We start from the raw sequence: 13482 nt of genomic DNA, 5'->3' as shown, positions 1-13482 counted from the left end.
TGCAATAACGCCAAACTGCAGCAAAAAACGGCGCTTTGTTTAACAAAGCAGCAGTTAAACAACATCTTAAAAATAAAAGCAGATAAAGGCTTGCATGGCTTTGTTAAAAACACTAAGATGCGCCCCGCAATGACGGACGCGGGATGGAGCAGCCTGGTAGCTCGTCGGGCTCATAACCCGAAGGTCGTCGGTTCAAATCCGGCTCCCGCAACCAAATTGATTGTAAAAGTAGTTATAGTGAATCGCCCTCGGGCTCCTCTTTATAACCACAGGGCGAAGGTCTAAATCCGGCTCCCGCAACCAAATTAACGTTGAAACGGCATTGCAAACAAATACTTAACACACTCTGCTCGGTGTTAAGTTACGGACGCGGGATGGAGCAGCCTGGTAGCTCGTCGGGCTCATAACCCGAAGGTCGTCGGTTCAAATCCGGCTCCCGCAACCAACTTAAAGGCCGACTCATAAAGTCGGTTTTTTTGTGCCTGTTATTCGCCCTCGGGCTCCTCTTTATAACCGCGAGGCGAAGGTCTACAAATCCGGCTCCCGCAACCAACATCTAAGCCTACTTTAACGTAGGTTTTTTTGTGTCTGGAATTCGGGGAACCCGAAGGTCGTCGGTTCGCTCTTCACAAAGATCAGGGCTCCCGCAACTAACTTAAAGACCGACTCATAAAGTGTGCCTGTTATTCGCCCTCGGGCTCTTCTTTAATTCATTGATTGCGAAAACGAATAGCAACGACCTTATACGCCGCTTAATAGTATCATTACAAACAACAAGCAGCACAGTAACGCAGTGGTTGAAACCAGCGGGCGGTTGAGTGCGCGGTTTAACCTTCGCTCCAGCGGGCGTAATGTAATAGTTGGCCAGTGCCATTGCGGCTGGCTGACCGGTTGATATAAGCGCTTTAACTTTAACGAATAATACAGAGCCGGTGCGTTGCGATTGTAGTAGTGCTGCGGTAACTGCCAACCCAATTTATACCACAACCACCTTAGCAGCACTGCAAACAATACAGGGGCTATTAGCGCGCCACTTTGCGATAACGTTGGCAAGGGCAGTTGCCAGTATTGCAGCATAAACCATGGCAGTGCCCAAAGTGTGCCGACTAACAGTGTAAACAACGCCCAGCGCCCTGCTGTGTTATTGGCTGAGGCTTTGGTAACAGCTGAAGCCTTAACTGCACGCAGTTGTGCTGCCAGATGTAATAACAACAAGGCCGTAAGCACAGCTCCGCTGGTTAACAGTGAACTAAGCACGTCGATACTAAGCCAGCCGGGTAAACTGGCTGCTGTCAACTTAGCTTTCAGGGCGGTTTTCACCAAAGCACCACTGCTTAGCGGCAGCGCCATCATCGCCAGTGCGGCTAACCAGAATAACGCCTGGCGCCAGATGCGCCCTGCCGCTTCGCCAGCCATACCAGCGTATAAAAACAAACTGGCTTTTGCCATGCCGTGGTGTACTACATAGGCCAGCAATACCGGCAATGCTGCTACGCCGGTTAAGCTTAAAAGTGCAAACAGCATTAATAGATAACCCATTTGGCTAACAGAGGAATATGCCAGAATGACTTTGGGTTGAGTGTGTAATAAGCCGGCTAATACGCCGTAAAAAGCCGAGATCAGGCCGGTGATCAGTAACAGTGGCGCCCACTGCTGCATTAAGGTATCAGTGGCAGGTATAAACATCAGCATACCAAGTAAGCCGGCTTTAATCATTACGCCGGATAACAGCGCACTTGCCGGGGCTGGTGCCACAGGGTGAGCTTGTGGCAACCACCAGTGTAATGGCCAGAATCCGGCTTTTAAGCCCAGCCCCAGTAGCAGTAAGCTTAAGCTTAGTGGCTCCAGCGGCACGGCTTGCCAACTGTGCCAGTCATACTGCCCACCGGCAGCAGAAGCGCGCAGCAGTAAACCGCTGAACAGCAAAATTTCGCCCAGCACCGCCAGTTGCAGATACAGCCTGCCGGCGCGTCTGGCTTTAGCGGTATTATTGTGGATCACTAAGCCATAAGCCGCCAAACTCATCAGGCTAAAACCAAGATAAAAACTCACGGCGTCCAGTGCAGCTATCAGCAGCATATTGCCGGCAAAACACAATGCAAAAAACAGCCAATAGCGCCCCGCGCGTGCATCATGCCGCTGCGACAACAGGCTGAACGCACCAACCAGCAACCATAACACTAAACTGAAACACCACCAGGGCCGGGTAAACGCATCAGTTAATCCCAGACCGGCGCCAGGCCAGAGCCAGTTGCTAAGATCAATCATGGCGAAACTCCCGTTCAACAATCAACTGCGACCAACTTAGCGGGCTAAGCTCAGTGCTGGCAAACAGGCCCATCAGTAACAACAGTATGGCGGTAAAAATAGCGGGCAATAATAGCATCCAGTGTGTTTCAAACCGGTTTGATAACCGCTGCTCTGCTGGCCAGCGTCCGCTTTGTGGTAAAAACCACATGCGGTACACCACAGGTAAAAAATACGCTGCGTTAAGTAAACCCGATAACGCAAAAACCAGAATAAGCCAGTTCTGCCCCACTTCGGCCGCGCCTAACCCCAAATACCATTTGCTGATAAACCCGGCTGTAGGCGGTATACCTATCATACCCAAAGCACCCAGCGTAAAAGCCATAGCAGTTACAGGCATACGCCGCCCAACGCCGTTTAATTCACGGATTTTATGAATACCTAAGGTTTCGGCAAAATTACCGGCACAAAAAAACAGCGTGATTTTCATCACCCCCTGGTGTACCAGATGCACCAGGCCCCCTACCGCTGCCAGCGGCCCAAGCATAGCAACGCCCAACGTAATGTAAGACACCTGGCTGATGGTAGAATACGCCAGCCGTCGCTTAATATCCTGCTGCGCCAGCGCACGCCAGGAGCCATACAAAATAGTCGCGGCGGCCAACAGCATTAATGGCTGTGCCAGTTGCAGAGCCTGCATGCTCTCTACGCCAAAAACGTCGTACACCAGCCGGATAATGCCAAAAGCCCCGGCTTTAACTACAGCAACTGCATGCAATAAGGCGCTGACGGGCGCCGGTGCTACCATTGCCTGAGGTAACCAACCATGTAGCGGCAATAAAGCCGCTTTTACCCCCAATACCATGATCATTAATGCAAAGGCCAGCATTAGCAGCCCCTCATTACCACTGACAGCGGCAGCAACATAGCCGCCGGGAGTAAATAACGGGCTTTGTACCAGGGAATGTAGCAAAGCGACACCCAGCATCAGGATCACGCCACCACTTAAGGTATACGCCAGATACCGGCGCCCGGCTGCCAGCGATTCAGGCGTGCCACGATGTACCACCAGCGGAAAAGTTGCCAGCGTCAGCAGTTCATAAAACAACAAAAAAGTAACCAGATTACCCGCCAGCGCCAGGCCGACAGTGGCGCTGACACAAAGGCTGAAATAACCAAAAAAGCGTGAGCGCAGTGGCGATTGTTCAAGGTAGCCAATGGCATAAATGGTGGTAGCCAGCCACAACACGGAAGACAACACCACAAACAGCAGCGATAAAGCATCGCCCTGCAGCACTAAATCGGCACCGGGTAAAAACGGCAGGCTAAAATAAAACTGCTGCCCGGCTTTTACAGCCTGCCACATTAACAATACCAGCAGCAGCTTTACGCCTACGCCAAACAGGTTCAGGCTAATACGCAGTTTCACCTGAGTTTCTTTCAGCGTAAAAATAATAAGGCCAGGCAATAATGAACTAAGAATAATGGACAAGGGTAAATATTGTTGCCAAAACGGGCTCATAACCCCTCCTGCTTTAGCAATTGCAGTAAAGGTTCGCTGTAAAGTGCCATCGCCCACACAGCCAGCGCCGGCAATAACGCCAGCCATTGCGGCAAAATGCGCGGCGCAAAATCCGGCGCCACCGGATCAGCCCGATCAAACGCCAGTACTACAGCCCGGAATACATAAGCAGCAGAGAGCAAGGTAGCCAATACTATTGCCAATAACCAGAACAGCTGCCCGCCTTGTAACCATAAGCCTTGCAACAACGCCCACTTAGCCAGAAAGCCGCCACTTGGTGGTAAGCCAATTAAACTGCCACCGGCCACGGCAAAAGCAAACATCGCCAACGGCATGGTTTGGCTGGCACCTTTTAAGGTGTTTATCCGTTTACCACCTAAAGTTGCCGTTATCTCGCCTATTGCTAAAAAACAGGCCGCTTTGGCCAGTGCATGTGCCAATACAAATAACCAGAGTGCGGCAGCAAATAACGGCTGGTTAAAGCGTAGTAATAAGCCCAGCGCCAGCATGGCATAACCCAACTGCGCTACGGTGGAATATGCCACCATATTTTTAGCAAAAGGTGTGCGTAGCGCCGACACGCCACCAAGTAGCAAGGCGGCTAAACCACAACCGGCAAACCAAGGTGCTACAGCAGCAACCTGCGTTGCCCCGGCTAATTGCAGCCATAACAGACACAGAATAAACAGCGGGCCTTTTACCACCAGGGCTGATAACAAAGCACTAACCGGCGCCGGCGCTGCAGCATGTGCCGCCGGTAACCAGCCATGCAGTGGCCAAAGCGCTGCTTTTAACATTAAACCCAGTGTCATCAATAATAATGCAATGCTACTGGGTAAATCCGCTTGCCACCGCGCTGCCAAAACTGTGATATCCAGCACGCCGTAGGCGCCATACAATATTGCTACACCAAGCAAATAACACAGCGAGCCGAATAAAGATAACAGCAGATAATTCAACGCAGGTTTAATGGCTTTATCACCCGATAAGCTGACCAGCGCTACCGCCACTATGCCAAGCAACTCCAGACAAACATAAAGATTAAACAAATCCCGCGACAACCAGAGTGCTGTTAAGCCAAGCTGCAGCATGCAGCTAAGTGGCCAAAAACCGGCGCCCAGCTTATCGCGCCGGTGAGTTGCAAAGGCATATAACCCAACCAGTAACTGCAGCAGTGCTGTCAGCAGAATCAGCAGGCTGCTTAAGCTGTTGGCTTCAAGGCTGATAGCCAAACCTGACGGCCAGCCTGCCAGTAATACCTGCTGGTTGCCCTGCTCGCTTACCAGAAACAATAACTGCAGCGCTGCCAGGCTGCAGACAGAAGCTGTTAACAAGGCCAGTAACGGCGCAATTTTCGGCCAAAGCAACATAAATAAAGTGCCAAGCAACGGGAGTACCAGCAACACAACCATCATTGCTCAGGCTCCTGCCCATGTCTGAGCTGATCCGGCTTGCACTGAGCAGATTTAGCCTGATTTAACCGCGTTAACAGCGCCAGCGCAAAAGCTGTTGCACTAACAGCAACCACCAGACCGGTTAAGATCAGTGCATGTAATACCGGATCAGTTAAAGTCAGGGCGGCCTCCTCTGCCAGGCCACGATATGCCAGTACTACCATCAGCATAAAAATACCGGCGCCGATAATATTCAGTGCCAAAATACGCCGTAAAGTTTGCGGCCCGACAATAAAACCATACAGGCCAATACCAAACAAACCGGCGGCCGTACCGATATACAACAGCAGTTGCGAACTGAGATCCGTCATGCGCCCTCCCCGCAACCGTGTTCTGCACCGGTGCTGGCGGGCTCACCTGCTACCAGCAAGGTGAGTGTTAGCGCTATAGCCAGAGTGGCAAATAATTCAACCAGCAAAATAATGCCTGCAGCCAAATGCGGCGGCCAGCGTAACCAGACTACGTCAGTATTGCCGGGCGTTAGCAATATGGCCAGTAGTGCCATCAGCACAAAAACCAACACCCCCGACACAATCAGCAGCCGGATCCAAAAGTTGCTCCAGCTTAACCAGCTAAGTTGTTGATTAAGCCTTAGTACTACAGCTCCGGCGGCCAGCAAAGCACCCGCCTGAAACGCACCACCGGGTTGGCTGGCTCCGGCCCAAAGCAGATAGCCGGCCAGTAAAATCACCATAGGTGCCAGTAACCTGCTCCAACCCAGGCTAAGCGGCCAACTGGTTGCCGGTTTTACTTCAGGGGCTACCTGTCTGGCCCCGAGTAATGCCAGCAACAATACAACTAACTCCAGTAAGGTATCCCAACTGCGAAAATTCAGCAGTACCGCCGTTACCGGATGACTGACACCACTGTTGCCAATCCCGGCCTGCGTTACAGCAATCAGTTGGCTGGCGCTGGGCGGTAACTGTAACAAAGCTGCCAGTACGCCGCCGAGCATCAATAACACAAATACGGCTGGCCACAGCCGCTTTGGCCAGTTAAGTACATCAGGTTTAAGCTGTGGTTGCTGATGCGCCAAAGCAGAAAAACACAAAGCACCGGTCAGGCCGGCACCAATAGCCGCCTCAGCCAGAGCTAAATCAGGCGCGGCCAGCCTGGCCCAGGCCAGCGCCATCATCAGGCCAAAAGCAATATACAGTATTACCGCATGGGCTAGCTGACGGCTTAATATACTGGCTAGTGCCAGTGTCAGCAGTAACAGGCATAAGATGGCATCAAACAATAAAAGTCTCATGTTTTATCCTGCTGGACTCTATCCTGCTGGGCTTTAGCAAAACGGGCTAACAGCTGGCAAGATACCGAGCCCGACGCCAGCACCAGTAGCCAGATCAGCAACAGCAGCAGGTTCTGCCACAGATCACCGTAAAACATCAGACCGGCAACAATTGAGCCCAGACCTAGCGAGTCAGCTTTGGTAACTGCATGCAAACGACTGAAGCTATCGGGAAAACGCAGCATACCGATACTGCCGGCAATAAAGAAAAATAAGCCGGTAATTAGCAACAAACTACTAAGTACTGTACTTAAAACAGACAACTGCCCGGCACTATCCATTATGATTTATCCTCAGAAGATGGCTGTTGCTCTACTTTTTGCTGCTTTAAACGTTGTACCAGTGCCGCAGGCGCTGCGGCTGCCAACACAGCCAGTACCAGCGCTACATCGCGCAGGGCACTGATATCAAGTGCCTGCGCCAGCACTAAACACAATGCTACCCCGGTAGTACCGAATAATTGCACCGATAATAGCCGATCTAGCAAAGCCGGCCCCTTTACCACCCGCCATAACCCCAGCAACATAGTAATTAATAACGCCACGGCTAACGCTATCATGCTGTTTGCCCTTTTGCTGTTTCATCGCGAAGCAGCCAGGCCAGTTGTTGCTCCAGTGCGGCCACAGCTTTATGCCAGTCAGTGTTGCTATCAAGCACATGCAACAACAACACATCAGGCTGACCCACTTCAATATTTACCGCGCAGGTACCGGGTAACAGGCTTACCATGCTGGCCAGCAAACGCTGGCTGGCAGCCTGGGTCAGGCTTATGCTGTAGGGTTGCCACTGCGGCGCCCACCTTGGCGCCGGAGATAGTGCCCGCTTGGCAACATCCCAGGCACCCAGTACTAATTGCCGGCTAAAAAACAACAAAAAACCCGGTACCGCGTTAAACCGTACCGGCGGCAAGCTTAATTTAGCCAGATTGCACCACAACAGCAGTAATAAACACAGCGGCAGGAAAAACCACCAGCCACGCCCCCCGGTTAGCGCGGCCCAGCACAGCGCAAATATCCCGCTTATTGCGCTGTAACAGATAACAACCGCCCCGCTCTGAGACAATGACATGCGAACTCCTGAAAAAAATTACTGAAGTAATAGTATTGAATAATATAGAAAAGTTCAAAAAAACGGCCAGTACGGACGCTGTAGTGCTATGTCAACTTCGTGTACACTGTAGCGACAATCGTTATCAAAACGAAGTATTTGCTATGAACAGTTTTAGTATCCGCCACAGCCTGGCGGCCCTTGGGGCGCCATTTTCGCAACCCTGCAACCCTACACCGGTTTCAGCCCCGCAGTGGCTGGCGTTTAATACTGAACTGGCGGCAGAATTGCGCTTACCGCAGCAGTATTGGCATTCAGACGAAGGTCTGGCGGTATTTAGCGGCAATACCGTGCCGGATTGGGCCTGCCCGCTGGCACATGCTTATGCCGGCCATCAGTTTGGCAATTTTGTACCGCAATTGGGCGATGGCCGGGCGTTGCTACTGGCTGAAGTACTAACTGCAAACAACCAGCACTTTGATATACAGTTAAAAGGTGCCGGGCAAACACCGTTTTCGCGCCGTGGCGATGGCCGCGCACCACTGGGGCCGGTATTACGCGAATATTTAGTCAGTGAAGCTATGTATGCGCTGGGTGTGCCTACTACCCGCGCCCTGGCAGCAGTATTAACCGGCGATTGGGTACAACGCGAAACCGCAGAGCCCGGTGCAGTGCTTACCCGGGTGGCCAGCAGCCATATCCGCATTGGCAGTTTTCAGTATCTGGCTGCCAGAGGCGATCATGCCCGGTTAAAAACCTTTGCCGACTACGTTATTAACCGGCACTACCCGGCATGTGCCAGCGAGGCCAACCCTTATCTGGCATTACTGGCCGCGGTGGTAGCAGCACAGGCAAAACTAATTGCCAAATGGATGAGCCTGGGTTTTATTCATGGTGTAATGAATACCGATAATATGAGCATTGCCGGTGAAACCATAGATTACGGCCCCTGTGCTTTTATGGACAGCTTTAACCCGGCACAGGTATATAGCTTTATTGATACACAAGGCCGTTACGCCTGGGGCAACCAGCCACGTATTGCCAGTTGGAACCTGACGCGTTTTGCTGAAAGCCTGCTACCGCTGCTGAGCGTTCAACCAGAGCAGGCTGTAGAGCTGGCGACAGCAGTATTGCAAGGCTTTAACGGCCAGAACGAAGCCGAATTTTTGCAGCTGATGTCAGCCAAAATCGGTATTGTAAACCCCGTAGCCACTGATGAACTGTTGATCCGCGATCTGCTTAACCTGATGAGCGCGAACACCGCCGATTTCAGCCAGTGCTTTCGCTTGCTCAGCCGCTCGGTAAGCAACAGTAGCGCTGGTGCAGCAGAGTTATTTGCAGATAAACAAGGCTGGGCTAACTGGGCCGCGAGGTGGCAGCAACGCCTTGCAGAACAAAGCATTGACCTGATCCAGATAAGCCAGCAAATGGACAATACCAACCCGGCTGTTATCGCACGTAACCACTTAGTTGCTGCAGCTATTGCGCAGGCAACAGAGCAGGCAGATTTAACCCTGTTTAACCGCCTGCATCAGGCGCTGGCAACACCTTACAGCTTATCAGACGATAATGCTGACTTTGCCCTGCCGCCAAAGCCACAGCAGCTTGTGAAAAATACTTTTTGCGGCACCTGATTATAACTTATGCCATCTGCAACAAGCCGATGGCGGCTGGATCCGGTACTATAGCCATCTTGATCAGTAACCCAGAGCCGCTTCCTTGCCAGACATAACCATCAGTTTTGCCTTGTCTCAATGTTTAGCCGCTATGGCCTTTATCAGTGGTATTGTGGCTTTTCAGCGTTATGACAGGGCCAGCATGCTTAAATTCTGGTTTGTCTCCGCACTGCTTAATGCCAGCCATTTTGCCGTATTAGGTCAGTACGAGGCGGCATGCTTTGTTAGCTTAACCGCAGTACGTTTCCTGGTGGCAGCCGTTAACCCGCGTCAACGCTGGATGTATTGTTTTCTGGCATTATCAACACTGTTAATTTTATATAGTTATACCAGCCCGGTTAACCTGTTGCCCTATCTGGCTGCCGTTGTGGGCACTATCGGCAGTTTTCAGAACAATGTGATACTGGTACGGGCACTGATGGCGATAGGCGCTACAGCCTGGATCATCCATAACCTGCTGGTTGGCTCACCGGTAGCCGTATTAATGGAGCTGGCATTTTTAAGCAGTAATCTGGTGGGTTATATCAGAAGCCGCAGGCAACATTTACCTGCGGCGGATAATAAATAACGTTTTACCGCACAGCACCACTATGTGCCGGAGCCAGCAGTACCGCATTAGCCAGCGCAATATGCAAACCGTTAACATAAGCACGGTAGTTTGGTTCCTGAGTAAAGCTTATCACCATACCGTCACCCTGTGGTGCCCACATTAATAAAGGTTTATGTGCAATTTGCTGCTGATTGTCCTGCCAGACAAAACCACTGGCTTTAACCGTATCTGCAGCGGCAAATTTCAGCAGGTTACGGCCGTGATTTATTGCCAGCGGCTGATAAATTTCATTACCAACATACACCGTATTCACGCTGGCCGGTAAGCCGGCAGTTAACCAGTGCGACTGATCAACTTCAGCTTTTGCCAGAAACCCCGGCACCCAGTCCGGCCTGGCTTGTTTTGCTTTAAGCATTTGCTGGTACTGCTCGGCATTTAGTACCGTACCGGCAACCTGATCTTTAGCATTGTTATCAACAGTTGTATCATCACCGGCTTTGTATTCCCGTTTGCTGGCAAGCATTGGCGATTCCCCGCTTAAAACAAAGTTAGTTGCGTTGCCTAACGTAATGAATACGCCGCCGCGCTCTGTCCAGTGGCGGATATTACTGTAACCAGCCTCACCCAAAGCTTGCTGATAACTGCCCCCCGCCGCCGCGGGCAATACCAACACCTGATACCGGCTTAAGTCGGCATGCTTTAACTGTGCAGGCCGGATAGCCGTTACCGGTTGGCCCAATTCACGCTCCAGCACAAAACGGGCACTACCGGCACTTAAACTGCTGGCTGGCTCATCCCACAACATGGCCACTTTTACCGGTTGCAACCGTACCATATTGGCAGAGCCGGCATTTGGGCCTGCAGTATGCCAGCTGCTGTCTACTCCTTGCAGTATTGCGCCACTTTGCCTGACAAGCTTTTCAAGCGTTTGATTAAGCTCAGCATTATTATCTGCTCTGGCAATAATTAAACTACCGGATGGGTAACGCGTACCATTCTGGTGGGTAAAAGGCAAGTCGCTGCTACGCATTACTACACCGGCCTTGAGTGCTTCTGCGGCAAAACGGGCAGCATCCATACCATCCCAGGCAACAACAAAGCCGTATGTTGCATCAGGGCGGCTAATGTTACCTGGCAAAATCCGCTGTTCGGTTACGGTAACACCTTCTACTTTTACGCTGGCACGGCATTCGTTCATGTCCAGATTAAACATCAGGGGCAATGACCAGGCGGTTACGTCGTATATCTGATCCGGTAAGTTATTTGCCCTTAATGCTTCCTGCTGTTTAATAAACGGCTGATCCATTGGTACGTCGGTATCCAGCAAAGTGCGCAGTAAATGGTAAGTGCTCTGGGCGCTGTCAATAACATAAGCGCCGCTTTGGTAATCTTTGCCACAGGCACTGAATGCTTTTGTCGCCCGGGTAACCTTTATACCCTGCTCTGTCAGCAATGCCGTTAACCGCTGATGCCCGGCTTTATCGCGCAGGGCCGGAAAAATATAGCTGCGGGTTTTGGCTTTACTGCCCTGTGCCACAGCATCTTTACGGTACTGATAAAACCGCTGCAACAAAGGTTTGGCGCGCTGGCTGGCGGTTTCAAGCGTGGCCATAAAAGCCACAAAGTTACGCTGGATACCATCAGCAAAGGTGACTACTGTGCCGTCACTACGGCGGTAATGGTGGCCCCGTGCTGAAGCCATTTCATAGGTCATGGCAATACTGCCCTGATACAGCGGCCAGCTGGCGCCGTAGCCGGGGTAAAACGCATCAAAAATCTCACGGGTAAAATAGTGATAACCAAAACGGTCAAACCATTTGGCGTTGTTTTGCCCCACCCAGTCTAATACTTCACGCTGTGCCTGCTGAATATGCGGGTTATAAGGCTCGGCTTCCGGGCTGAAGTAATACGTCATATCGCCGCCCATTTCATGCGAATCCACGTACAACAGCGGATAAACATGCTGCAAGGCTTTAACCCGGCCACGGTTTTCCGGTTGGGTTAAACTTATCCAGTCACGGTTCATATCAAACAAATAATGATTGCTGCGTCCGTTAGGCCAGGGCTCATTTTGCTCGGCCGATAAACGATCATCAGAATGTTCCATACCGGCAGTCGCGTAATAGCGGCTGACAAAACGATGATGGCCATCCGGGTTTTGCAGCGGGTCAATATATACCAGCGTGTTAGAAAGAATATTGCGGGTAAACTCACTTTGGTCGGCCAGTAGATGCCAGGCCAGCGCCATAGACGATTCAGCCGGGCTTAACTCATTACCATGCAGCGTATTGGCAATCCATACCGAGGCCGGTTGTTGCTCAATCAGGGCTTTAGCATCCGCTTCGCCGGTATTAACCGGATCTGCCAGTTTGCGCATATTTTGCTCAAGCTGCTCTAAACGGGCAATATTTTGCTCAGAGCCGATAACCACATAAAACAGTTGCCGTCCCTGCCAGCTTTCTCCGTAAGGTACCAGCTTCAACTGCTGCGGATATTGCGCAGCCAGAGCGGTAAAATACTGCAGTATTGCTGCCGGCTCTGAAATGCGGCTCCCCAGCTTATAGCCCAGTACCTGTTCGGTACCGGGCACGCTGTTACTATATTGGCTACCGGGAAACTCGGGTAACGCTGAGGCAGTAAAACTGGTGCTTAAAGCGGAAAAAATGGCACTGATTATAAATGTGCTATGGATCTGACTGCGCATGTTGCTCCCATGATTTTTGTATTTTGTTATAACGGCAAACTACCCTGACGGCGCTGGCTTGGCAATGTGCTGACAATGCTGCTGCGACTAAATACCGGTTTTTACCGCCGGTTTATGTTAAGCCGCCAGTTTCGCTATTGCAGGATTATCGCTATTATCCGCACATGACAACGTCTATCCCACGCATACAGCGCCAGTATTATCGCAATGGCCCGCCACACCGCGGCGGTGCTGATGTTAGCTTTGCCGATCTGGTAAAAATTTTTGCTTTTAACAGCATTCATATTGGCCGTTGGGTAACAGCGGCTGAGCAGCAACTGGCAGCAAATTTATTTTTTGATGCCTTTTGTGACTTGCAGCAACTACTGCAGGTACCACCGCAGGTAATATCACTAAATGGCAGCTTAGCGCTGACCTTCGGTATTGGTGGTCAGCCCGGAGTATGTGCGCATTATCAGCCTCAGGGGCGTATTCTGGCTCTTGCTAAAAATGCTGGTGGCGGTAGTCTGGCACATGAGTGGTTTCATGCTTTTGATCACTATATCGCTGGCAAAATGTTTGGCGATAATGCTACGCGTAACCAGTTTTCCAGCCGGTGCTGGCTACAGCATAAAACTATAATTCCGCATTATTTCAATGCGTTACTGGATGATGCTTATAAAAAACTGTTTTTATCTGCTGATGGTAAAGGGAGTAGTGATTTTTTTAATCATTGTCGAAGCTTAGACGCTGCACAAAACCGTTTATATCTGGCAATGCCGGAAGAAATGGCTGCCAGAACCTTTGAAAAAATGCTGCAGAGGCAAAACCTGAAAAACAGTTTTCTGGTATCAGGTACGCTAAAAAGTAAAGCAGCTGAGCTGGGGGTATATCCGGATGATACCTTATGTTCTGAAGTTGGCGCTTTATGGTTAGAGTATTTCCGGCTGTTAGGACAAGGTTTGCGCTACAAAGCCAATGGCAATAGCCGGGAGGACGGGTGATTATTAGC

At 51.0% G+C, this 13482-nt stretch carries 12 protein-coding genes and 2 tRNA genes; 5 read left to right on the top strand and 9 right to left on the bottom strand.

What is annotated here, in order from left to right:
• The first annotated feature begins 137 nt into the window (after positions 1-137).
• A tRNA-Met gene (locus J3B89_RS11010) sits at positions 138-214 on the top strand.
• Positions 215-368: 154 nt separating this feature from the next.
• A tRNA-Met gene (locus J3B89_RS11005) sits at positions 369-445 on the top strand.
• Between the two features lie 296 nt (positions 446-741).
• On the opposite strand, the gene J3B89_RS11000 is transcribed toward J3B89_RS11005, so the two are convergent.
• Genes J3B89_RS11000 through J3B89_RS10965 form a run of 8 tightly spaced genes read right to left on the bottom strand, consistent with a single transcriptional unit; the run spans position 742 to position 7582 of the window.
• Entirely contained in the window at positions 742-2268 is a 1527-nt protein-coding gene (locus J3B89_RS11000; RefSeq protein WP_215397619.1) for a complex I subunit 5 family protein, read from the bottom strand.
• The gene (locus J3B89_RS10995; protein WP_215397618.1) at positions 2261-3769 is read right to left on the bottom strand and encodes a complex I subunit 5 family protein; all 1509 of its coding nucleotides are present in this window, start codon (positions 3767-3769) and stop codon (positions 2261-2263) included. The genes J3B89_RS11000 and J3B89_RS10995 overlap by 8 nt, the downstream gene beginning before the upstream one ends.
• Entirely contained in the window at positions 3766-5184 is a 1419-nt protein-coding gene (locus J3B89_RS10990) for a complex I subunit 5 family protein (protein ID WP_215397617.1), read from the bottom strand. Before J3B89_RS10990 ends, J3B89_RS10995 begins: the two co-directional genes overlap by 4 nt.
• A complete protein-coding gene (locus tag J3B89_RS10985; RefSeq protein WP_215397616.1) occupies positions 5181-5534 on the bottom strand; it encodes an NADH-quinone oxidoreductase subunit K in 354 nt (117 codons plus the stop codon). The genes J3B89_RS10990 and J3B89_RS10985 overlap by 4 nt, the downstream gene beginning before the upstream one ends.
• A complete protein-coding gene (locus J3B89_RS10980; protein ID WP_215397615.1) occupies positions 5531-6475 on the bottom strand; it encodes a Na(+)/H(+) antiporter subunit B in 945 nt (314 codons plus the stop codon). The genes J3B89_RS10985 and J3B89_RS10980 overlap by 4 nt, the downstream gene beginning before the upstream one ends.
• Positions 6472-6795, bottom strand: coding sequence for a cation:proton antiporter (locus tag J3B89_RS10975; RefSeq protein ID WP_215397614.1), 324 nt, complete (start codon positions 6793-6795; stop codon positions 6472-6474). Before J3B89_RS10975 ends, J3B89_RS10980 begins: the two co-directional genes overlap by 4 nt.
• Positions 6795-7073, bottom strand: coding sequence for an MrpF/PhaF family protein (locus J3B89_RS10970; protein ID WP_215397613.1), 279 nt, complete (start codon positions 7071-7073; stop codon positions 6795-6797). Before J3B89_RS10970 ends, J3B89_RS10975 begins: the two co-directional genes overlap by 1 nt.
• The gene (locus J3B89_RS10965) at positions 7070-7582 is read right to left on the bottom strand and encodes a Na+/H+ antiporter subunit E (RefSeq protein WP_215397612.1); all 513 of its coding nucleotides are present in this window, start codon (positions 7580-7582) and stop codon (positions 7070-7072) included. Before J3B89_RS10965 ends, J3B89_RS10970 begins: the two co-directional genes overlap by 4 nt.
• A gap of 143 nt (positions 7583-7725) precedes the next feature.
• Between J3B89_RS10965 and J3B89_RS10960 the strand changes: the two genes are divergently transcribed.
• Together J3B89_RS10960 and J3B89_RS10955 are read left to right on the top strand one after the other, a co-directional pair.
• Positions 7726-9195 carry a protein adenylyltransferase SelO gene (locus J3B89_RS10960; RefSeq protein ID WP_215397611.1) on the top strand — a complete coding sequence of 490 codons (1470 nt, stop codon included), beginning with the start codon at positions 7726-7728 and terminating at the stop codon, positions 9193-9195.
• 85 nt (positions 9196-9280) lie between these two features.
• Complete coding sequence (locus tag J3B89_RS10955) at positions 9281-9805, top strand: YgjV family protein (RefSeq protein ID WP_215397610.1); 525 nt, start codon at positions 9281-9283, stop codon at positions 9803-9805.
• A gap of 4 nt (positions 9806-9809) precedes the next feature.
• Here J3B89_RS10955 and J3B89_RS10950 read toward each other — a convergent pair whose 3' ends face one another.
• Positions 9810-12491 (bottom strand): M14 family metallopeptidase, encoded by a 2682-nt coding sequence (locus J3B89_RS10950; RefSeq protein WP_215397609.1) that lies wholly within the window; start codon positions 12489-12491, stop codon positions 9810-9812.
• A gap of 164 nt (positions 12492-12655) precedes the next feature.
• Here J3B89_RS10950 and J3B89_RS10945 point away from each other — a divergent pair, with 164 nt between their 5' ends.
• Positions 12656-13474 (top strand): CLCA_X family protein, encoded by an 819-nt coding sequence (locus J3B89_RS10945; protein WP_215397608.1) that lies wholly within the window; start codon positions 12656-12658, stop codon positions 13472-13474.
• Positions 13475-13482: the final 8 nt, after the last annotated feature.

The sequence above is a fragment of the Rheinheimera oceanensis genome (assembly GCF_018831085.1).
Taxonomy (GTDB): domain Bacteria; phylum Pseudomonadota; class Gammaproteobacteria; order Enterobacterales; family Alteromonadaceae; genus Alishewanella; species Alishewanella oceanensis.
Note: the sequence above shows the minus strand (reverse complement) of the source record. Positions and strands in the feature narration are given on the sequence as shown.

Excerpts from the sequence above, each read along its gene's own strand:
- J3B89_RS10995 (WP_215397618.1), bottom strand. The coding sequence starts at position 3,769 with ATGAGCCCGTTTTGGCAACAATATTTACCCTTGTCCATTATTCTTAGT.
- J3B89_RS10975 (WP_215397614.1), bottom strand. The coding sequence starts at position 6,795 with ATGGATAGTGCCGGGCAGTTGTCTGTTTTAAGTACAGTACTTAGTAGT.
- J3B89_RS10990 (WP_215397617.1), bottom strand. The coding sequence starts at position 5,184 with ATGATGGTTGTGTTGCTGGTACTCCCGTTGCTTGGCACTTTATTTATG.
- J3B89_RS10965 (WP_215397612.1), bottom strand. The coding sequence starts at position 7,582 with ATGTCATTGTCTCAGAGCGGGGCGGTTGTTATCTGTTACAGCGCAATA.
- J3B89_RS10980 (WP_215397615.1), bottom strand. The coding sequence starts at position 6,475 with ATGAGACTTTTATTGTTTGATGCCATCTTATGCCTGTTACTGCTGACA.
- J3B89_RS11000 (WP_215397619.1), bottom strand. The coding sequence starts at position 2,268 with ATGATTGATCTTAGCAACTGGCTCTGGCCTGGCGCCGGTCTGGGATTA.
- J3B89_RS10945 (WP_215397608.1), top strand. The coding sequence starts at position 12,656 with ATGACAACGTCTATCCCACGCATACAGCGCCAGTATTATCGCAATGGC.
- J3B89_RS10960 (WP_215397611.1), top strand. The coding sequence starts at position 7,726 with ATGAACAGTTTTAGTATCCGCCACAGCCTGGCGGCCCTTGGGGCGCCA.
- J3B89_RS10970 (WP_215397613.1), bottom strand. The coding sequence starts at position 7,073 with ATGATAGCGTTAGCCGTGGCGTTATTAATTACTATGTTGCTGGGGTTA.
- J3B89_RS10950 (WP_215397609.1), bottom strand. The coding sequence starts at position 12,491 with ATGCGCAGTCAGATCCATAGCACATTTATAATCAGTGCCATTTTTTCC.
- J3B89_RS10985 (WP_215397616.1), bottom strand. The coding sequence starts at position 5,534 with ATGACGGATCTCAGTTCGCAACTGCTGTTGTATATCGGTACGGCCGCC.